At 65.1% G+C, this 19,365-nt stretch carries 19 protein-coding genes; 5 read left to right on the top strand and 14 right to left on the bottom strand.

Features of this window, described 5'->3' with window-relative positions; all coding sequences use genetic code 11:
* Window positions 1-4: 4 nt before the first annotated feature.
* From GA0071312_RS02115 to GA0071312_RS19840, 6 genes are all read right to left on the bottom strand, one after another.
* A complete protein-coding gene (locus GA0071312_RS02115; protein ID WP_074443425.1) occupies window positions 5-724 on the bottom strand; it encodes a spermidine synthase family protein in 720 nt (239 codons plus the stop codon).
* Window positions 725-806: 82 nt separating this feature from the next.
* Window positions 807-1,799, bottom strand: coding sequence for a CobW family GTP-binding protein (locus GA0071312_RS02110; protein WP_074443424.1), 993 nt, complete (start codon window positions 1,797-1,799; stop codon window positions 807-809).
* 69 nt (window positions 1,800-1,868) lie between these two features.
* Window positions 1,869-3,008 carry a metal ABC transporter solute-binding protein, Zn/Mn family gene (locus GA0071312_RS02105; protein WP_074443423.1) on the bottom strand — a complete coding sequence of 380 codons (1,140 nt, stop codon included), beginning with the start codon at window positions 3,006-3,008 and terminating at the stop codon, window positions 1,869-1,871.
* Between the two features lie 27 nt (window positions 3,009-3,035).
* Window positions 3,036-3,905 carry a metal ABC transporter permease gene (locus GA0071312_RS02100; protein ID WP_074444130.1) on the bottom strand — a complete coding sequence of 290 codons (870 nt, stop codon included), beginning with the start codon at window positions 3,903-3,905 and terminating at the stop codon, window positions 3,036-3,038.
* A gap of 13 nt (window positions 3,906-3,918) precedes the next feature.
* Entirely contained in the window at window positions 3,919-4,710 is a 792-nt protein-coding gene (gene aztA / locus GA0071312_RS02095; protein ID WP_238947056.1) for a zinc ABC transporter ATP-binding protein AztA, read from the bottom strand.
* Window positions 4,711-4,712: 2 nt separating this feature from the next.
* Complete coding sequence (locus GA0071312_RS19840; protein WP_165603935.1) at window positions 4,713-4,886, bottom strand: hypothetical protein; 174 nt, start codon at window positions 4,884-4,886, stop codon at window positions 4,713-4,715.
* 202 nt (window positions 4,887-5,088) lie between these two features.
* On the opposite strand from GA0071312_RS19840, the gene GA0071312_RS02090 reads away from it, so the two are divergent.
* The 3 genes from GA0071312_RS02090 (at window position 5,089) to GA0071312_RS02080 (ending at window position 8,677) form a co-directional block, all read left to right on the top strand.
* Window positions 5,089-6,255, top strand: coding sequence for an acetyl-CoA acetyltransferase (locus GA0071312_RS02090; RefSeq protein WP_074443422.1), 1,167 nt, complete (start codon window positions 5,089-5,091; stop codon window positions 6,253-6,255).
* Between the two features lie 307 nt (window positions 6,256-6,562).
* Window positions 6,563-7,348, top strand: coding sequence for a 3-hydroxybutyrate dehydrogenase (locus GA0071312_RS02085; protein WP_074443421.1), 786 nt, complete (start codon window positions 6,563-6,565; stop codon window positions 7,346-7,348).
* Window positions 7,349-7,504: 156 nt separating this feature from the next.
* Window positions 7,505-8,677 carry a pyridoxal-phosphate-dependent aminotransferase family protein gene (locus GA0071312_RS02080; RefSeq protein WP_074444128.1) on the top strand — a complete coding sequence of 391 codons (1,173 nt, stop codon included), beginning with the start codon at window positions 7,505-7,507 and terminating at the stop codon, window positions 8,675-8,677.
* 63 nt (window positions 8,678-8,740) lie between these two features.
* Here GA0071312_RS02080 and GA0071312_RS02075 read toward each other — a convergent pair whose 3' ends face one another.
* The 6 genes from GA0071312_RS02075 to GA0071312_RS02055 form a co-directional block, all read right to left on the bottom strand.
* Entirely contained in the window at window positions 8,741-9,424 is a 684-nt protein-coding gene (locus GA0071312_RS02075; RefSeq protein ID WP_074443420.1) for a L,D-transpeptidase, read from the bottom strand.
* Between the two features lie 175 nt (window positions 9,425-9,599).
* A complete protein-coding gene (gene mgtE / locus GA0071312_RS02070; RefSeq protein ID WP_083204366.1) occupies window positions 9,600-11,012 on the bottom strand; it encodes a magnesium transporter in 1,413 nt (470 codons plus the stop codon).
* A gap of 50 nt (window positions 11,013-11,062) precedes the next feature.
* A complete protein-coding gene (locus tag GA0071312_RS19835; protein WP_165603934.1) occupies window positions 11,063-11,215 on the bottom strand; it encodes a hypothetical protein in 153 nt (50 codons plus the stop codon).
* A 120-nt stretch (window positions 11,216-11,335) separates the two neighbouring features.
* Window positions 11,336-12,028, bottom strand: coding sequence for a retropepsin-like aspartic protease family protein (locus GA0071312_RS02065; protein ID WP_074443419.1), 693 nt, complete (start codon window positions 12,026-12,028; stop codon window positions 11,336-11,338).
* 2 nt (window positions 12,029-12,030) lie between these two features.
* Window positions 12,031-12,258, bottom strand: coding sequence for a DUF1289 domain-containing protein (locus tag GA0071312_RS02060; protein ID WP_074443418.1), 228 nt, complete (start codon window positions 12,256-12,258; stop codon window positions 12,031-12,033).
* A gap of 48 nt (window positions 12,259-12,306) precedes the next feature.
* The gene (locus GA0071312_RS02055; protein ID WP_074444126.1) at window positions 12,307-13,149 is read right to left on the bottom strand and encodes an adenosylcobinamide-GDP ribazoletransferase; all 843 of its coding nucleotides are present in this window, start codon (window positions 13,147-13,149) and stop codon (window positions 12,307-12,309) included.
* A 131-nt stretch (window positions 13,150-13,280) separates the two neighbouring features.
* Between GA0071312_RS02055 and cobT the strand changes: the two genes are divergently transcribed.
* Together cobT and GA0071312_RS02045 are read left to right on the top strand one after the other, a co-directional pair.
* On the top strand, window positions 13,281-14,312 hold the full coding sequence (gene cobT / locus GA0071312_RS02050; RefSeq protein ID WP_074443417.1) for a nicotinate-nucleotide--dimethylbenzimidazole phosphoribosyltransferase: 1,032 nt from the start codon (window positions 13,281-13,283) through the stop codon (window positions 14,310-14,312).
* A 179-nt stretch (window positions 14,313-14,491) separates the two neighbouring features.
* On the top strand, window positions 14,492-16,972 hold the full coding sequence (locus GA0071312_RS02045; RefSeq protein ID WP_074443416.1) for a glycoside hydrolase family 65 protein: 2,481 nt from the start codon (window positions 14,492-14,494) through the stop codon (window positions 16,970-16,972).
* Window positions 16,973-17,092: 120 nt separating this feature from the next.
* On the opposite strand, the gene GA0071312_RS20210 is transcribed toward GA0071312_RS02045, so the two are convergent.
* Together GA0071312_RS20210 and GA0071312_RS02035 are read right to left on the bottom strand one after the other, a co-directional pair.
* The gene (locus tag GA0071312_RS20210; RefSeq protein ID WP_074443415.1) at window positions 17,093-17,290 is read right to left on the bottom strand and encodes a hypothetical protein; all 198 of its coding nucleotides are present in this window, start codon (window positions 17,288-17,290) and stop codon (window positions 17,093-17,095) included.
* 271 nt (window positions 17,291-17,561) lie between these two features.
* Complete coding sequence (locus tag GA0071312_RS02035) at window positions 17,562-19,133, bottom strand: AMP-binding protein (protein ID WP_074443414.1); 1,572 nt, start codon at window positions 19,131-19,133, stop codon at window positions 17,562-17,564.
* Between the last annotated feature and the right edge of the window lie 232 nt (window positions 19,134-19,365).

Genomic DNA, 19,365 nt, shown 5'->3' with positions numbered 1-19,365 from the left:
CGCCTCATCCGTCGCGCCGGCGCCCGAGATAGACGCATTGCACCGCCTCTTTCTCCTGCAAGGGATTGTAAAAGCGCACGGTCTCGGCACGGGCCGCGTCGAACACGCCGGCGAGCCGCTCGGCGAAGCGCGGATCCGGGCTCTCGTTCGACCACAGGCCGAACACCCCGCGCGGCAACAGATGGCGCGCGAGGCTGCTCAGCCCTTGCGGCGTGTAGAAACTGTCGCTGCGCGCATCGAGCAGGGCCTCCGGGCTGTGATCGATATCGAGCAGGATCGCGTCGAATCGGCGACCGGGCTCATCGGGATCGAAGCCATCGTCGGCGCTCATGGCGAAGAAATCGCCCGCGACGAAGCGCACGCGCGGATCATCGCGCAGGATCGCGCTGAGCGGCAAAAGCCCGTTACGGTGCCAGGCGATCACAGGTTCGAGATATTCCACGATGGTGAGCGAGCGCAGGCGCGGATCGGCCAGGGCTTCCACCGCCGTATAGCCGAGTCCGAGACCTCCGACCACGACATCGAGGTGATCGCCTTCCGTCATGGCCAGACCGGCGCGGGCGAGCGCGATTTCGGAGGCGGTGAACCGGCTCGACATGAGGAATTCCTCGCCGAGCTTGACCTCGTAGACGTCTTTGCCGGTGCGCAGGTCCTGCCGGCGGCGCAGGCTTACCGGTCCGATCGGGGTCGGGCTCCAGTCGAGTTCTTCGAAAAGCGGCGGCATGTCGTCCTCGCGTGGTGCGCCCGGCGGCTGCCGGACGCTCCTTGCCTAACGGAAACCGCGCCGCGATGCACGCGCACAGCCATCATGCGGCGCAGGCGAGAAAGCCCTCGCGGATCGCCGCCTCGTCGAGATTGCGCCCGATGAAGACGACGCGGGAGCGGCGGGGCTCACCGGCTTTCCAGTCACCCTGGACATCGCCGTCGAGGATCATGTGGATGCCCTGGAAGACGAAGCGCTTGGGCTCGTCGGGGAAGGCGACGATGCCCTTGCAGCGCAGGATGTCCGGCCCCTGCACCTGCGTGAGTTCGGAAATCCAGGGCAGGAACTTCTCCGGATCGACCTCACCGTCGAGGGTGATGGCGATGGATTGCATCTCCTCGTCATGGTGATGGTGATGGCCTTCCTCGAGGAAATCGGGCTCCAGTTCGATGATGCGCTCCAGATCGAAGGCATTGCGCTCCAGAACCTGTGCGATCTCGACATCACATTTCGTGGTGCGATGCAGTCGGGCATAGGGGTTGATGGTGCGGATACGCGCCTCGACATCGGCGAGTTCGGCCTCGCTGACGAGATCGACCTTGTTCAGGAGGATCACATCGGCGAAGGCGATCTGGTTCTTGGCCTCCGGCGCATCCTTCAGCCGCTCCACGAGCCATTTCGCATCCGCGACGGTGACGACCGCGTCGAGCCGCGCCGCGTCGGCGACATCCTGATCCATGAAGAAGGTCTGGGCGACGGGGGCCGGATCAGCCAGCCCCGTCGTCTCGACGATGACCGCGTCGAACTTGCCGCGCCGTTTCATCAACCCGTCCATGATGCGGATCAGGTCGCCGCGCACGGTGCAGCAGATGCAGCCGTTGTTCATCTCGAAGACTTCCTCGTCCGCGCCCACGACGAGGTCGTTGTCGATCCCCACCTCGCCGAACTCGTTCACGACGACGGCGTAACGCTTGCCGTGGTTTTCGGTGAGGATGCGGTTGAGAAGCGTCGTCTTGCCCGCGCCGAGATACCCGGTCAGGACGGTGACGGGGATCTTGCCGGTGAGGGCTTCGGTCTGCGGCTGCGTATCGGACATCTGTTGCCTCCTGATCGAAGGCGGCGGGGCGCATCGATCGCCCCGCCGCTTCGTATTTGCCGGAAGGCCTCAGGAACCGAGACCTTCGCTGATGAGACTAATATTGTGTCGCATCATGTCGATGTAAGTCCCCGCCGGGCCGTCGGGCGGAGAAAGTGCATCCGAATAGAGCGTGCCGGCAACCGGCACCCCGGCCTCCCGTGCGATCTGCTCGATCAGCCGGGCATCGGTCAGCGATTCGGCAAAGACCGCGCGGATGTCGTTGGCGCGAATGGTCCCGATCAGCCGCGCCACATCCCGTGCCGTGGCCTCGACCTCGGTGGACGTGCCAAGCGGGGCATCGAATTCCAGATCATAGGCATGCGTGAAATAGCGGAACGCATCATGGCTGGTGATCACCAGCGCGCCTTCCGGCAGGGCCGCCACGGCCTCGCGAATCTCGGCATCGAGCGCGGCGAGCTCGGTGATATAGGCCTCGGCATTGCTGCTGTAGAGTTCCGCGCCATCGGGATCATGCGCGATCAGCGCATCACGGATATTGGCCACATAGACCTTCACATTGCCGACATCCTGCCAGGCATGCGGATCGAATTCGCCATGGACGTGATCGTCATGCCCGTGATCGTCATGCCCGTGATCGTCGTGCCCGTGGTCGTCATGCCCGTGATCGTCATGCCCGTGATCGTCATGCCCGTGGTCGTGATCGTCGTGGCCATGGTCGTCGTGGTCGTCATGATCGTGGCCATGATCGTGCTCGTGGCCGTCATGATCGTGGTCGTGGTCGTGACCGTGGTCATCGTGATCGTGGCCGTGGTCATCGTGGCCGTGATCGTCATGTGCATCGCCATGCCCGCCATCGGGGATCGCGTCGATATTGTCCGCAACCGCGACGACCGGGGCTTGCGTACCCGAGGAGGCGATCAGGCGATCGATCCAGCCCTCGTACAAAAGACCGTTGGTGAAGACGATATCACCCTCGGCGAGGCGGCGGGCATCGGCGGGGCTGGGCGAATAGACGTGACCGTCGCCGTCAGGACCGACCAGCGTCGTCACATCGAGGCGCTCGCCGCCGACCTTGCCGACGATGTCACCGACGATCGAGAAGGTCGCGACTGCCTGGATGCGCTCCTGCGCGAGCGCGGGAATGCTGCTTGCTCCGACCAGCATCGTCCCGGCAAGCAATGTTATAATATTACGTCTGTGAAGCATAAAAACCTCCGTTTTCGCATCAGCGCTTCAGGCTTCGAGGTGGCGGCGTGGCAAGGCGGCCCGGATCAGGCCGCTTTCACGCCCGAGGAAGAGCGAAATCAGATAAGCGATACCGGCGACCAGGATGATCGCGGGGCCGGCCGGCAGGCCGTGATGGTAGGAGAGCAGCAGACCGCCCATCCCGGAGAACATGCCCGTGGCGACGGCGATGATGACCATCATGGTGACATCCGCGCTCCAGAACCGCGCAGTGGCTGCAGGCAGCATCATCAGCCCGACGGCGAGTAGGGTCCCGAGCGCCTGGAAGCCACCGACGAGATTGAGCACGACGAGACCGAGAAAGACCAGATGCAGTGGCGTGCCGATCCGCGCCACCGAGCGCAGATACATCGGATCGACGCATTCCATGACCAGACCGCGATAGGTCGCGGCGAGGATCAGCAGGGTCACGCTGGTGATGCAAGCGATCAGGATCAGCGCGGCATCGTCGAGGGCGAGCACGGAGCCGAACAGCACATGCATGAGATCGACGCTGGACCCGCGCAGGGACACGATGGTGACGCCGAGCGCGAGCGAGAGCAGATAGAAGGCCGCGAGTGACGCATCCTCCTTGAGCACCGTATAGCGCGTCACCAGCCCCGAGAGCACGGCCACGACGATTCCGGCAGTCAGTCCGCCGAGCGTCATGGCGGGCAGAGACAGCCCGGCAATCAGAAAGCCGATCGCGGCCCCGGGCAGGATCGCATGTGCCATGGCATCGCCGGTCAGGCTCATGCGCCGCAGCATCAGGAACACGCCGACAGGCCCGGCGCCCAGCGCCAGCACCAATGCGCCGAACAGCGCCCGGCGCATGAAGTCGAACTGGATGAAGGGGCCGATCAGGGCGTCGAACACGATCACGTCCCCGGGGTCATGCGCGTTCGCAGGCCTGGGCGAACGGATCGTTCGCCTCGACCATGCGGCGTGCGCGCAGGAGATTCTCCGGACGCAGGACATTGTCCGTGGCGCCCCAGGCGACGGGCTCGCGTGCGATCAGAAGTGTTTCGGGGAAGACTTCGCGCACCAGGTCGATATCGTGCAGAACGGCGATGACGGTGCGGGCCTCGTCATGCCAGCGCCGGACCAGATCGAGCAGATCGCGGGTCGTCTTGGCGTCGATCGCGGTGAAGGGCTCGTCCAGCAGGATCAGCGAGGCATCCTGCAGCAAGAGCCGGGCAAACAGCACGCGCTGCATCTGCCCGCCCGAAAGCGTGCCGATGGTACGGCGCTCGAACCCGGCCATGCCGACGGCGGCGATCGCTTCCGCGATGCGGGCATGATCCGCGCGGCGGATCCCCCCGAACAGACCGCGCCGGCTCCACAGACCCATGGCGACGAGGTCATAGACGGGAATCGGGAAGCTGCGGTCGAGCTCGGCAGCCTGTGGCAGATAGGCGATGCGGGTCTGTGCCGCTGTCCCGTCCTGCTGCACCGTCGCGCGACGCGGCATCTCGATGCGCCCGCCCAGCGGACGCAGCGCGCCGACGATCCCCTTCAGAAGCGTGGATTTGCCCGCGCCGTTGGGGCCGACGATCGCCGTCAGGCTGCCGCGTGCGATCACGCCGTCGAGATGATGCACGGCGGGGTGGCGGTCATAGCCGAGCGTCACATCGTCGAAACGGATTGCTGCCTGTGTCGTCATGTGCGTCATCGGTTCCGTCATGTTCAGATCCAGCCGATCAGTCGGGCCAGTGTCAGCCAGACCAGTGCGAGCAGGAGGCCCGCCCCGGCAAGGCGCTGCAAGGCCGACAGCCGCATCAGCGACCAGCTCGGCGCCAGCGCTCTTGCGCGCGGCGCATGGCCGTGACCTGCTGCTTGATGGCTGTGGGGATCACTCATGAATGTTCTATTATAACATCTCTCACGGTGAGGCTAGGGGCCTCTCCGCTTTTCCCGCGAAATGATTCCGGCATTCTGCGCCCGCCCGGGCGGGCGCCATCCTCTTGCTCTTGCTCTTGCCTGCGCGCGGGGCCACATTGGCATCAATCGACCGGCGGCATTGCAAGTCGGTCGCATAGGAAAATCCGGAGGATGCTTCATCATGACCGCCACCATCGTGGGCTGGGCCCATATGCCTTTCGGCAAGCACGATACCGAGACCGTCGAGAGCATGGTCGTGCGGGTGACCCGCGAGGCGATTGCCCATGCCGGTATCGAGGCCGGTGATGTCGACGAGATCGTGCTCGGCCATTTCAACGGGGGGTTCAGCGCCCAGGATTTCACCGCCTCGCTGGTGCTCCAGGCCGATGACGCCCTGCGCTTCAAGGCTGCGACCCGCGTCGAGAATGCCTGCGCCACCGGCTCCGCCGCCGTGCAGCAGGCGGTGAAGACGATCGAGGCGAAGCGCGCGAAAATCGTGCTCGTGGTCGGCGTCGAGCAGATGACGACGACGCCGGGCAAGGAGATCGGCCGCAACCTCCTCAAGGCTTCCTATCTGCCCGAGGATGGCGAGATCGAGGGCGGCTTTGCCGGTGTGTTCGGTCAGATCGCCGCCGGCTATTTCCAGCGCCATGGCGACCAGTCCGACGCGCTCGCCATGATCGCGGCCAAGAACCACGCCAACGGCGTCGCCAACCCCTATGCCCAGATGCGCAAGGATCTCGGCTACGAGTTCTGCCGCACCGAATCGGAGAAGAATCCCTTCGTTGCCGGCCCGCTCAAGCGCACCGATTGCTCCCTCGTCTCGGATGGTGCGGCAGCGCTCGTCATCACCGATGTCGAGACGGGTCTGCGCATGAAGCGCGCCATCGCCTTCCGCGCCACCGCCCACAAGCAGGATTTCCTGCCCATGTCGAAGCGCGACATCCTCAAATTCGAGGGTTGCAGCGTGGCATGGGCCAGCGCGCTCGCGGATGCCGGCATTACCCTCGACGATCTCTCCTTCGTCGAGACGCATGACTGCTTCACCATTGCCGAACTGATCGAATACGAAGCGATGGGGCTCACCCCCGAGGGCGAGGGCGCCCGCGCCGTCAAGGAGGGTTGGACGCAGAAAGACGGCAGGCTGCCGGTCAACCCGTCGGGCGGCCTCAAGGCCAAGGGTCACCCGATCGGCGCCACAGGCGTCTCCATGCACGCGCTTTCCGCCATGCAGCTCGCCGGCGAGGCGGGCGGCATCCAGATCAAGGACGCAACGCTTGCCGGCATCTTCAACATGGGCGGCGCGGCGGTTGCCAATTACGTCTCGGTGCTCGAACGCATCAAGTGAGGGGGGCGGCCCGTCTCCCCTCTCCCTCCGTCGAGAGGGGTCGGGGGTGAGGGGCGGTGCAGAACAATCTCCGGCGTCGATGGCGGCTGTACGCTTCATCGACGCCGCGCAGAATTCTGATACCCCCTCACCCCCAGCCTCTCTCCACCGGGAAGAGGGGAGTCCCGGTGCGGCCTTCATACCGGGCGATCTTGACCCTCCCAATCCGGGCGGGGGATTGTATTATCATGCGCGAGAAGTACGGTCGGGCGCGCTGCCGAAAGCACCACCAGACAGCCCATGACCCACAACCAACCCGGAGACCATCATGAGCCTTGCAGGAAAGACCGCCCTCGTGACCGGAGGCACTTCCGGGATCGGCCTCGCCATCGCCCGCGCGCTCGCCGCCGAGGGCGCCGATGTGGTGATCAACGGGTTGGGTGATCCGCAGGAGAATGCGCAGATCGCCGATGACATCGCGCAGAACTGCAAGGTCAAATCCTATACCTCGCCCGCCGATATGTGTGATCCCGATGCGATTGCGCGGATGATGGCGGAGGCGAAGGAGAGGCTCGGCACGATCGACATCCTCGTCAACAATGCCGGTATTCAACATGTCTCGGCGGTCGAGGAATTCCCGATCGAGAAATGGAACCAGATCATCGCGATCAACCTTTCTTCCGCCTTTCACACCATCCGCCTCGCCGTGCCCGGCATGAAGCAGAAGGGCTGGGGCCGCATCATCAACACCGCCTCGGCGCATTCCCTCGTCGCCTCGCCCTACAAGGCCGCCTATGTCGCGGCCAAGCACGGGCTCGCGGGCCTGACCAAGACCGTGGCGCTCGAGACGGCGCAGGCGGGCGTCACCGTGAACTGCATCAGCCCCGGCTATGTCTGGACACCGCTCGTCGAAAACCAGATCCCCGATACGATGAAGGCGCGGGGGCTGACGAAGGAGCAGGTGATCGAGGACGTGCTGCTCAAGGCGCAGCCCACCAAGCAATTCGTGACCGTCGACCAGATCGGTGCCATGGCAGTATTTCTCTGCTCGGATGCGGCCAGCCAGATCACGGGGGCCAATCTGTCCGTCGATGGCGGCTGGACGGCGCAGTAGCACGGGCGACGCAACGCGGCGGGCGCCTCCCTGGAACGGGCGGCTTCGGGCATCTGGCCAAAGGGGCAAACGGCAGCGGCGCGCTTGTCAGCGCCGGATGGCTTTGCGATGCATCGGCAGGGTCGACGCGCGATCGTCCCGGAGGAGGAGCCCGCCATGCCGTCAATTGCCACCGGTCGCCATTTTTTGCAGATTCCCGGACCGACCAATTGTCCGCTGCCCGTGCTGGAAGCAATCGCGCGTCCGACGATCGACCATCGCGGGCCGGAATTCAAGCGCCTCGCCGGGACGGTTCTCGAAGGCATCCGCCCGATCTTCGGCACGTGCGAGCCCGTGATAATCTTTCCCGCCTCGGGTACAGGCGCCTGGGAAGCCGCCCTGGTCAACACGCTCTCGCCGGGCGATCATGTCCTGATGTTCGAGACCGGCTGGTTTGCAAGCCTGTGGCGCAAGCTCGCCGAACGGCTCGGGCTGAAGGCGGAGATCCTGCCGGGCGACTGGCGCGGGGGCGTCGATGCAGCAGCGATCGAGGCGCGGCTGCGCGCGGATCGCGGCCATGCGATCAAGGCGGTCTGCGTGGTGCATAACGAGACCTCGACGGGCGTCGCCTCCGACATACCCGCCCTGCGCAAGGCGATCGATGCTGCGGGCCACCCTGCCCTGATGATGGTGGATACGATCTCCTCGCTCGCATCGATCGAATATGATCACGACGGCTGGGGGGTCGACGTGACCGTGGCGGGCTCGCAGAAGGGGCTGATGCTGCCGCCGGGGCTCTCTTTCAATGCAGTTTCGCCCAAGGCGCGGGCCGCTTCCGTTACGGCGCGGCTGCCGCGCGCCTTCTGGGACTGGGAGGACATGATCGCGGCCAATGCCTCGAACGTGTTCCCCTACACCCCGGCGACGAACATGCTTCAGGGGCTGAAAGTGGCGATCGAACTCCTCCAGGCGGAGGGGATGGACAATGTCTTTGCCCGGCACGAGCGTGCGGCCCGGGCCACCCGCGCCGCCGTGGCGCATTGGGGTTTCGAGACCCAATGCGCCGATCCCGCCCGCCATTCTGCCTCACTGACGGCGGTGCGCCTGCCCGAGGGGCATTCCGCCGACGCCCTGCGCGAGACCATCCTGGAGCGCGCCAACATGTCGCTCGGCAACGGGCTCGGCCCGCTTGCCGATCGCGTCTTCCGGATCGGGCATCTGGGCGATTTCAGCGATGCATCCGTCACCGGCACGATCGCCGGCGTGGAACTCGGCCTGAAACAGGCCGGCATCCCGCATCGTGGCGGCGGTGTCGAGGCGGCGCTCGGCATCCTCGCAGGCAATGCCTGACGCCGGAACGAAAAAGGGAGCGGCACGCCGCTCCCTTCGCTCCCGATCATCATCAGGCCGATGTTACGCCCCGAGACCGCCGCGCCGTACCGTCACGCGCGCGCCGACTTGCACGCGGTTGTAGAGATCGACGATGTCTTCGTTGAGAAGGCGCACGCAGCCCGAGGAGACCGCCTCGCCGATCGACCAGGGCTCGTTGGTGCCGTGAATGCGAAACAGCGTGTCGCGGCTGCCCTGATACAGATAGAGCGCGCGGGCGCCGAGCGGATTCTCGATTCCGCCTTCCATATGCACGGGCAGCGACGGATCGATCCGGCGCATGTTGTCGGTCGGGCTCCAGTTCGGCCACACGCCGGTGCGTGCGATGCGGGCATCGCCGCGCCAGGCGAAGCCGTTGCGGCCGACGCCGATGCCGTAACGCATGGCCTTGCCGCCATCCTCGACGAGATAGAGGAAGCGATTGTCGATATCGACCACGATCGTGCCCGGCGCTTCGCGGCCCGGATAATCCACGCGCTGGCGGTGGAATTTACGATCAAGCAACGCCTTGTTGACCAGAGGCACGTCATAGGGATCATCCGCCATCAGGCCGGAATACCAGGCATTGAGATGACCCGTATCGGCCTGGATCGCCGGGTTGGGCTCATGCGGCTGGCAGGCCGCGACCAGAAGGCCGAGGGCGGCGAGCAGGGAGAGGCGCGCGGTGGCGATCCGGGCGAGGCCCTTCAGGGCACGTGAAGCGATCATGGCCGACAGCAATCCGTCAAAACGTGATTCGGGCGGAGGATACCGACCCCGTAGAACCCCTAAGGCATTGCCATCGAATCGCCAAGTTCCGCCTGACCACGCCTCGAGCGGAAGCCCCTGCCTGTGACCATATTGCCGCACTCGTCGCGGCGCGGCATCAATGGGGCCGGAACCCTTACGTCGCCTGCATCGCCAGGACCTGCGTCGCGATGGTGAAATAGATCAACACCCCGGTCACGTCCGCGATCGAGGTCACCAGTGGCGCGCTCGCGGTGGCGGGATCGAGCTTGAGACGGGAGAGCACGAAGGGCAGGGACATGCCGATCATCGCGCCGACCAGCACGATCGCCACCATCGACAAGGCCACGACGAGAGCGATGTCGGGCCCGGCCCGCAGCACCCCGATCAGGGAGACCGCAGCGGCCATGGTCAGCCCGAGCAGGAGCGCGGTGGCGAATTCGCGCCCGAGCACGGAGGCCCAGTCGCTCATCCGCACATCGCCCGTCGCCAGCGCCCGCACCATCAGCGTCGCGGATTGCGCACCGGCATTGCCGCCCGAGGCGATCAGCAGCGGCAGGAAGAACAGAAGCGCGAGATGCGCCGCGATGGTATCCTCGAAGAAGGCGATGCCGGCGCCGGAGAAGATGTTGCCGAAAACGAGCAGCACCAGCCAGACGATGCGCGCGCGATAGAGCACGAAGATGCTCGCATCGCGCACATTCGCCTTCAGCCCGGACACCGTACCGACCTTGTGGAAGTCGGTGGTGGCTTCCTGTTCCTGCACGTCCATGGCGTCGTCCTGGGTGACGATGCCGACGAGTTTGTCGCCGCCGTTGATCACCGGCAGGGCGATCAGGTCGTAGCGGGAGATGATCTGGGCGGCTTCCTCGCGATCCGCCTCGGCCCGGATGAAGACCGGATTGGTATCCATCAGATTGCGCACGCGCGCATTGGCCCGCGCCACGATCAGGTCGCGCAGGCTGATCACGCCGACAAGCTGGCGCTCTTCGTCGATGATATAGGCCTGATAAACCGTTTCGGCATCGAGCGCCTGGTTGCGCAGGGCCTCGATCGCCTCCTTGGCCGTCATGTCGGGCGTCAGGGTGGCGTAGTCCGAGGTCATGATCGAGCCCGCCGTGTCCTCCGGATAGGAAGCGAGCTTGCGCAGATCGTCACGCTCGGCCTTGGCGAGGCCGGGCAGCACGGCTTCCCGGGCCACGGGGTCAAGATTCTTGAACAGATCGACGCGCTCGTCATGGCTCATCGCGCTCATCAGCCGTGCCAATTCGCGTCGGCCCATGAGATCGGAGAGCTCGATCTGGTATTCGGGATCCAGATAGCCGAAGATCTGCGCCTGTTCATACAGATCGACATGGCGCATGGCGGCGAGCGCCTCTGCGGCTTCGAGCGTGTCGAGGATGGTGGCGATATCCGCCGGTTCCTGCGAGTCGAGGAAGGCCCGCAATGTCTTCTTGTCGCCGTCCCTGAGACAGGTGCGCAGCGCCTGCGCCACGATAGCGAGGGTTTCGTCGTCCGCGAGGACGTTGCGATCGATCTCGAGATCGAGAAGAGCCTGGTTTTTCGTCATGACCACCTCCTCGCCGGTATGCACACCGGCGTGAGCTGGTCGAACGGCGATCAGCCGAACAGAACCGTCATGCCGGTGCGGTTACCCGCCTGCGCAGCTTGCGCATCTGAATTCATGGCGCTTCCGCAGAAGCGCCGACTAGGGCTGTCGTCCATCATTCTCTCTATTGGATAGGCATCGCCGAGCTGCGACGGAGCGGGCATGATCCCAACGCCCGGAAATGTCAAGCTGTTCCGGGAAATCAGCCGGAATTTCCGTGAAATCCGCAAGGATACGACGCAAGGGGCGCCATTGACGCAACGCTTCGCGTCCCGGGCGCCACTCTAGCGCCCGCGCAGGATCAACTGGTTGCCGCGCACCTCATAGGAGGCGAGCCCGTCGAGGTAACTCATGCCCAGAAGATTGTGCGACAATGCTTCGGGCCGGGCGACCAGGGCGCGCACACGGCGCTGCGTGATGTCGCCGATGGTCAGTCTGTCGAGGGTGATCGGCGCCGTCATGGTGCGCCCGTTGGCGGTAACGACCGGCACGACGAAGCGCAGATCATCCGCTTCGTATCCGATACGCCGCGCATCATCCATGGTGATCACCACCACATCCGCGCCGGTATCGAAGATGAAGCGCATGGAAGCCCCGTTCGCTGCCCCGTCGAGCACGAATCCGCCGGTCCCGCCACGCGTCACCATCACCTCGCCGGGCTCTGTCACCCGCGTCATGCCCGGCGCGGCCTCACCGAGCACACGGCTGACCACCGTCTCGAGCTCGAAACGGTAGGTGTAGATCGCCATCAGGGCGATGATCATCGTGACCCAGATCACGACGGCGCGAAACGCATCCGACAACCGTCCGCGATAGCGTCCGAAGACTGACCCGGAGAGCAGCAGCAGCAGCGCCGACAGCGCCGTCACGCGGGCGAACTGGTCCGGCGTCATCCCCAGGATATCGCGCTCGCCGAACGTGAAGACGAGGATCGCGAGTCCGACGAGGAGAATGCCGAAACCGATCGCGCCGGGCATGATCAGCCATCCCGCCTTGCGCTGCCCGGCTCCTGCTCTACGCTTGCATCTTCACCCAGAAAGGCCTTGCGCATGCGCGCTTCCAGCCCGGCCATGATACCAAGACGCTCTGTCTCCGAGAGGCGCCCCCAGCCTGCGATCTCGTGGCGCGTGCGTCCGCAGCCCTCGCACAGACCGGTTTCGTCGTCGATCAGGCAGACCTTGATGCAGGGAGAAGAAGCAGATGACATGATCGGAAACGGGCTCCGGCGCGGGTTCAGGACAGGTGGTAGATGGGGTCAGGCGGGTATCAGGATCAAGAGGGCGGTGAGTGCGGCGATTTCGGACAATTGCTGCGTGGCGCCGATGACATCGCCCGTCTGTCCCCCGATCAGACGATGCGCGAGGATCTGACAGAGCGCGACGGTGGTGCCGGCGAGCAGCAGCACGAGGAGGATGGCAAACAGGCCGTGACCGGCGGAAAGCAGCAGCAGGGCGGCCAATACGACCGCGATCACGCCGGCAATGACGAAATCACGCGCCCGGACCCGCCCGGCCGAGGCGGAGGCACCGCTCTTGCGCGCCGGCGGCAGGCGCAGCATCAGCCACAGGGCGATCCAGCGCGACAGCCCTGCCATGCCGACCAGCGCCGCAGCGGCAGCGGCTATGCCGGCGAGATCGGCAATGCCGGCAACCAGGCTCACCCGCATGATCAGGACGAGGGTCAGCCCGGCTGCGCCGAAACTGCCGATGGCCGAATCCTTCATGATCGCAAGCCGGCGATCGCGGTCACCGCGCGCACCGAGCGCATCGCAGCAATCGGCGAGCCCGTCCTCGTGCAGGCCGCCGCTGGCGATCAGGGTGACTGCCACGGCAAGTGTCGCGGCGGGTATCGCCGGCAGGCCGAGAGCGAGGGCGACGAGCAGCAGCAGCGCCCCGGGCAGGGCGATCAGCGCGCCGGCAAGCGGCAGCATCCGCGTCATGCGGCTGAAATCGGGCAAGGCGTGCGGATCACGCTCGAAGGGCAGGGCCGGCACAGGCAGACGGGAGAAGAAGCGCAGCGCCCGGGCGAGATCAAGCGCGAGCGCGCGCGGCCCGGATTCGGGCCGATCCGGTTCGCGATCGCGTGATTCATCACTCATGACCATCCCGATCCATCAACGACACCTTTCCGCGCCCGTCACGCCGCAATACCTTCACCCCGTCCCCATAGCCCGCTATAGCTGCGCCGCCAACCGAACCCCTTGAAAATCCCCCGCGAGGAGAAGCTGCCATGAGCGCGACCGACAATTCCGGCCATCCCTTCGACGATATCCGCCAGATCGTGGCCGCGATGCCTCAGGCGGATCAGCAGGCGGTCGCGGCCGTGCGGGCGCGCAACGGCGAGCTCACCAAGCCCGCCGGCAGCCTCGGGCGGCTGGAATGGCTGGTGGAATGGCTCGCCGCCTGGCAGGCGAAGGAGAAGCCCGTCATCGCCCGCCCCCTCGTCGCCGTCTTTGCCGGGAGCCACGGCGTCACCGCGCAGGGTGTCTCGGCCTTTCCCGATGCGGTGAACCAGCAGATGCTGGGCAATTTCGCCAATGGCGGCGCCGCCATCAACCAGATCTGCGCGGCCTACGGGCTCGGCTTCAAGGTCTTCGACCTCGCGGTCGACATGCCCACCCGGGATATCACCCGTGAGCCCGCCATGGGCGACAAGGATGCGGTGGCGACCATGGCCTTCGGCATGGAGGCGATCGCCGGCGGTACGGATCTGCTCGGCATCGGCGAGATGGGGATCGGCAACACCACCATCGCGGCGGCGATCTTCACCGCGCTCTATGGCGGCGAGGCGGCGCATTGGGTGGGGCGCGGCACCGGCGTCGATGATGCCGGGCTTGAACGCAAGGTCGCGGCGGTGGAGGCGGCGATCGCGCTGCATCGCGATCATCTCGATGATCCGCTCGCGGTTCTCGCGCGTCTGGGCGGGCGCGAGATCGCGGCCATGGCCGGGGCGATCCTGGCTGCACGCAGCGAACGCGTGCCGGTGGTGGTCGATGGCTATGTCGCGACGGCGGCGGCGGCGATCCTGCACGCGATCGATCCGCGCGCCCTCGATCACTGCGTCTTCGGTCATCTCTCGGCGGAGGGCGCCCATCGCGACGTGCTCGAACGTCTGGGCAAGGTGCCGCTGCTCGCCCTCGACATGCGCCTGGGCGAAGGCTCGGGCGCGGCCATGGCGATGGGGCTGATCAAGGCCGCGGCCCATTGCCATGCCGGCATGGCGACATTCGCGGAAGCGGCGGTGGCGCAGAAACTGGACTGAAGGTCGCTCATGGCGGGGCCGAGGCAGGCGGAAAGGCTCTTCGTAAGGGGCAGTCCGCATATGGTGCGGGTGCAAAGACGGGCATAATCGGCACGCGTTGCGGCATTCGGTGCCGGAACCGCGAGCCCGTGCGGCGCGTTCGCGTCGTGACCTGCCAATGCCGACCCTGGAAGGACCGCATGAGCGAAGAGACCCTCGGCTGGGTGCTGACCTACGATTCCTACGATCCCGACCGCGAAGCCCTTCACGAGGCACTGTGTACGCTGGGCAACGGTTATTTCGCCACGCGCGGCGCGAGCCCCGATACCGCCGATGACGGCACGCATTATCCGGGTACCTATCTCGCCGGCGGCTATAACCGCCTGACCAGCGAGGTCTCGGGCCGCAAGGTCGAAAACGAGGATCTCGTCAATCTGCCGAACTGGCTGCCCTTGAGCTTTTGCATCGGCGAGGGGCCATGGTTCCATATCGACGAGGTCGAGATCCTCTCCTACAGCCAATCGCTGGATCTCAAGCGCGGTCTTCTCCTGCGTGAGATCCGGGCACGCGATGCTGAAGGGCGCATCACCCGCTGGAGCGAGAAGCGGCTCGTCTCCATGGCCGAGCGCCATCTTGCGGCGCTCTCGGTCACGATCACGCCGGAAAACTGGTCCGGCAAGATGCAGTTCCGCTCCGGCCTCGACGGCAGTGTCAGCAATAACGGTGTGGCGCGTTACCGCCAGCTGGCCTCGCAGCATCTCGACATTCTCGAGCTCGATCATCTCGGGGCCGACACGCTCTATCTGCGTGCACGCACCAACCAGTCACGTATCGAACTCGCCATGGCGGCGCGCACCCTCGTGCATTGCGAGGTTTGTGACGTGCATCCGGAATATGAAACCCACGGCTCCGACCGGCGGATCTGGCAGATCGTCACCTGTGAGGCGCGCGAAGGCGCGCCGATCACGGCCGAGAAGGTCGTCGCCCTGCACAATTCACGCGACTGGGCGATTGCCGAGGCGGGGCTTGAGGCCAAGCGCACGCTGGGCCATGCCGGTGATTTCGCGCAATTGCAGGCTGCCCACGAAATCGCCTGGCGGCATTTATGGGAAGATTGCGACATCGAGCTCACGGACGGCGACATGGCCGTTACCGAGTTGAAGCTGCGGGTGCACATCTTCCATTGCCTGCAGACCGCCTCACCGCATTCCATCGATCTCGATGTCGGCATCCCCGCGCGCGGCTGGCACGGTGAGGCCTATCGCGGGCATATCTTCTGGGATGAACTCTTCATCTTCCCCTTCCTCAGTCTGCGTCTGCCGACGCTGACGCGCGCGCTGCTGCGCTATCGCTATCGTCGCCTGCCCGAGGCGAAACGGGCGGCGCGCGAGGAAGGCTTCGAAGGCGCGATGTTTCCCTGGCAGAGCGGCTCGAACGGGCGCGAGGAAACGCAGAAGCTGCATCTCAATCCGGAATCCGGCCGCTGGAACCCGGACAATACCCACCGCCAGCGCCATATCAACGCGGCCATCGCCTTCAATATCTGGCAATATTACGAGGCCACCGACGATTACGAATTCCTCACCTCCTTCGGTGCGGAGATGTTTCTGGAAATCGCCCGGTTCTGGGCCTCGATTGCGACATACAATGCGGAAATCGACCGCTACGAGATCAAGGGCGTGATGGGACCGGACGAATACCATACCGCGTATCCCGGCATTGATGCGAGCGCGGAAGGCGGCATCGACAACAACGCCTATACCAATGTCATGGTCGCCTGGCTGATGTCGCGCACCGAGGATGTGCTGGATGCCATTCCCACGGCGCAGGCCCAGCGCCTGTGCGAGACGATGGGCCTGTCGCCCGAAGAGCGTGAGCGCTGGTACGAGATCAGCCGCAAGCTGCGCGTCCCCTTCCACGATGACGGCATCATCAGCCAGTTCGAGGGCTATGACGATCTGGAGGAGTTCGACTGGGACGGCTATCGCGAGAAATACGACGACATCCAGCGCCTCGACCGGATTCTGGAGGCGGAAGACGATGCGGTGAACCGGTACAAGGCTTCGAAACAGGCCGATGTGCTGATGCTGTTCTATCTCTTCACGGCGGATGAACTCTATCAGATCTTCGAGCGGCTGGGTTACCCGTTCGGGCCGGAGCATCTCAGGCGCAATGTCGAATACTACATGGCGCGGACCTCGCACGGCTCGACGCTCAGCGGCGTTGCCCATGCCTGGGTTCTGGCACGCTCCGACCGCCCGCGCTCCTGGAAGCATTTCCAGCACACGCTCGACAGCGACATCGCCGATGTGCAGGGTGGCACCACGCCGGAAGGCATTCACACCGGGGCCATGGCGGGAACGATCGACCTCGTGCAGCGCTGCTTTGTCGGCATCGACATGCGTGGCAACACCCTGCATTTCGACCCGGCCCTGCCTGACGAGATCAAGCGCATCCGGGTCCGCCTGCGCTATCGCCGACAGGTGCTCGATGTCGACGTGAACCACGATTCACTCGTCATCGAGAGCCGATCCTACAGTGCCAGTTCGATCAAGCTCGCCTATCGCGGGCATTACCGCGATCTCGCACCCGGTGAAACCTGTCGCTTCAGGCTGATCAAGCCGGATGAGCGCCTGCGCGACGAGAACCGCGCAAGAGAAAGCCGGAATGCCGCGGAGTGAGGCGCAGGTTGCGGTTCAATGCCGGTGTCGGCGCACGAGGCTGATGACGCCGCCCTGCTCAAGGGCGCGTCGCGTTGCATCACGCGGCGAGACCGGATCGTGCATCGTGAGGCTCTCGTCTCACTTGCCGAATTCGACCACGCCGAAGGCGACGAGCAGGGCCATGCCCCAGAGATAGAAAGAGAAATATTTCAGTTTGGCACGATAGAGCAGCTTCAGCACGATCTGGAGTGCGATGGTGCCGACCAGCGCCGAGACGACGAAGCCGACACTGGCGGCGGCCCAGTTGATGCGCAAAGCTGCGCCGCCGAGATACACTTCGGCGCTCCGGCGCAATCTCGCGTGCAGCGGTGAGCGAGCCGCCGAGGAACTGCGCCAGTGTCTTGCGGAAGACCACGATGATCGAGACCAGCGTGCCGACATGCACGATCAGGTCGAACAGGATCATCTGCGCGCTCAGGAGATTCCGGATGGCGCGAGATGCGCGGTCGACGAGACCGGCACGAACATGAATACGCCCTGGACGATGCCCGGAAGCGCCGCTTCGAAAAGGGTCATACCGGCTCCGATCGGGCGCGCGCGCCCGCCCCTACATCATCGCGCGCAGTTTGGCTGCCAACGCTTCGGTTCCGGCATAATCGATCTTGCCTGATCCGAGAACAGGAATTTGCGCCACCAGCACCGCGCGCGGCAGCCAGAGATCGGAAAAGCCCTTGTCGCGGCCATGCTCGACCACCGCTTCGCGATCGGCATCGGCTTTCTCGGTGACCAGGATCAGCTGCTCGCCCTTGCGCTCGTCGGCCAGGGCCACGACGACATGGGTGTCGTCGGGCCACAATTCCTGGATCATCGTCTCGACGGCGGCGAGCGAGATCATTTCGCCGCCGATCTTGGCGAAGCGCTTGGCCCGCCCGCGAATCGTGACGAAACCATCCTCGATCAGGATGATGTCCCCGGTATCGTGCCAGCCGTCTTCCGGCGGGATCAGCCGCGTGGGATCATCCGGATCGATATAGCCGGCCATGACGTTGGGGCCGGCGATCGAAAGTCGTCCGCCGCGCTTGATGCCCTCCACGGGCGTCAGTTTCCAGCGGATGCCCGGCAGGAAGGGCCCGACCGAGCCGTGCCGGTGACGCTGGGGCAGATTGCAGGCGATGACCGGGGCGCATTCCGTCGCGCCGTAACCCTCGAGGATCATCGCGTCGTAACGCTTCCACAGCCGCTGTGTCTCCTCGCGCACACGTTCGGCTCCGGCGACGATATAACGGACCGAGGACATGTCGACATCGCCGGCGGCGCGGGCATAGCCCTGCAGGAACGTGTCCGTGGCGAGCAGGAAGGTCGCCTTCGCGCTCTCGATCAGCCTGGGCACCTGCTTGTAATGCAGCGGGCTCGGATAAAGGAAGGCGCGGATGCCGTGGATCACGGGCAGGATCAGTCCCGCCGTCAGGCCGAAGGAATGGAACACCGGCAGCGGGTTGAAGAAGATATCGTCCCGGCTGAGCACGCCTTCGGCATGCTGCATCACCTGGCCCGCATTCGACAGAAGATTGGCATGCGAGAGCACGACGGCCTTCGGCCTGCCCTCGGAGCCCGACGTGAAGAGGATCACCCCCTCGTCATCCGGGGTCGGCCCGGTTCGCTTCGCCAGCGCTCCGGCGAACAGGCTCTCGGCTGCCGCGCGCGCCTTGTCGAGGCTGCTGACCTGACCGCGTATGTCTTCAAGATAGATCACCCGCCGCCCCGGCGCGATCGCCGCGAGGGCATCGTCGAGCTTGCCTTCGTCGATGAACTTGCGCGACGTGACGATGGTGCCGATCGCGGCGATCTCGCAGGCGGCTTTCAGATTGGCGGGGCCGGCGGTGAAGTTCAGCATCGCCGGCACACGGGCAAAGGCATGCAGGCCGAAGAAGGTGACGGCCGTGGCCTGCACACTGGGCAGGAACACGCCGATCCGCTCGCCCGGTTGCGTATCCGCAACGAGCTTGCGCCCGAGGGCGCGGGCGCCGATCACGAGGCGGCTATAGGTCAGTGGCTGGCGCTGGGCGTCTTCGAGGATGACGGTCTTGCCGCCAAAGGCGCGTTTCGCGTCGACCAGCGCCTGAAACAGATGCCGGCGCGTGCCAGCGGTGCCGGTGAAAGCCGGGGCGTCGCCGGTCATCGCCGAGTCGCGACTGATCGCGGTGGAGGTTGCTGGACTGTCGTTCATCAGCCCAGAATAGAATCGAATGCGCATTCTTCAAAGCCGGAAAGCGCTGCCGCGGTGAACAAACTGGTGCGACGATCAGCGGGAGTGCATGTTTGGATGCCCCCTTTGATGCAAGGATTTTTTTGCCTGTCTGAGCGCGTGATCGGGTGCGGTCATGTTTCAGGCCTCACAAGTGCGGCTTTCG

It is taken from the genome of Saliniramus fredricksonii (genome assembly GCF_900094735.1).
Lineage (GTDB): Bacteria > Pseudomonadota > Alphaproteobacteria > Rhizobiales > Beijerinckiaceae > Saliniramus > Saliniramus fredricksonii.
Note: the sequence above shows the minus strand (reverse complement) of the source record. Positions and strands in the feature narration are given on the sequence as shown.

Excerpts from the sequence above, each read along its gene's own strand:
- GA0071312_RS02115 (WP_074443425.1), bottom strand. The coding sequence starts at position 724 with ATGCCGCCGCTTTTCGAAGAACTCGACTGGAGCCCGACCCCGATCGGA.
- GA0071312_RS02110 (WP_074443424.1), bottom strand. The coding sequence starts at position 1,799 with ATGTCCGATACGCAGCCGCAGACCGAAGCCCTCACCGGCAAGATCCCC.
- GA0071312_RS02105 (WP_074443423.1), bottom strand. The coding sequence starts at position 3,008 with ATGCTTCACAGACGTAATATTATAACATTGCTTGCCGGGACGATGCTG.
- aztA (WP_238947056.1), bottom strand. The coding sequence starts at position 4,710 with ATGACGGAACCGATGACGCACATGACGACACAGGCAGCAATCCGTTTC.
- GA0071312_RS19840 (WP_165603935.1), bottom strand. The coding sequence starts at position 4,886 with ATGAGTGATCCCCACAGCCATCAAGCAGCAGGTCACGGCCATGCGCCG.
- GA0071312_RS02090 (WP_074443422.1), top strand. The coding sequence starts at position 5,089 with ATGACCGCCACCATCGTGGGCTGGGCCCATATGCCTTTCGGCAAGCAC.
- GA0071312_RS02085 (WP_074443421.1), top strand. The coding sequence starts at position 6,563 with ATGAGCCTTGCAGGAAAGACCGCCCTCGTGACCGGAGGCACTTCCGGG.
- GA0071312_RS02080 (WP_074444128.1), top strand. The coding sequence starts at position 7,505 with ATGCCGTCAATTGCCACCGGTCGCCATTTTTTGCAGATTCCCGGACCG.
- GA0071312_RS02075 (WP_074443420.1), bottom strand. The coding sequence starts at position 9,424 with ATGATCGCTTCACGTGCCCTGAAGGGCCTCGCCCGGATCGCCACCGCG.
- mgtE (WP_083204366.1), bottom strand. The coding sequence starts at position 11,012 with ATGACGAAAAACCAGGCTCTTCTCGATCTCGAGATCGATCGCAACGTC.
- GA0071312_RS19835 (WP_165603934.1), bottom strand. The coding sequence starts at position 11,215 with ATGCCCGCTCCGTCGCAGCTCGGCGATGCCTATCCAATAGAGAGAATG.
- GA0071312_RS02065 (WP_074443419.1), bottom strand. The coding sequence starts at position 12,028 with ATGCCCGGCGCGATCGGTTTCGGCATTCTCCTCGTCGGACTCGCGATC.
- GA0071312_RS02060 (WP_074443418.1), bottom strand. The coding sequence starts at position 12,258 with ATGTCATCTGCTTCTTCTCCCTGCATCAAGGTCTGCCTGATCGACGAC.
- GA0071312_RS02055 (WP_074444126.1), bottom strand. The coding sequence starts at position 13,149 with ATGAGTGATGAATCACGCGATCGCGAACCGGATCGGCCCGAATCCGGG.
- cobT (WP_074443417.1), top strand. The coding sequence starts at position 13,281 with ATGAGCGCGACCGACAATTCCGGCCATCCCTTCGACGATATCCGCCAG.
- GA0071312_RS02045 (WP_074443416.1), top strand. The coding sequence starts at position 14,492 with ATGAGCGAAGAGACCCTCGGCTGGGTGCTGACCTACGATTCCTACGAT.
- GA0071312_RS02035 (WP_074443414.1), bottom strand. The coding sequence starts at position 19,133 with ATGACCGGCGACGCCCCGGCTTTCACCGGCACCGCTGGCACGCGCCGG.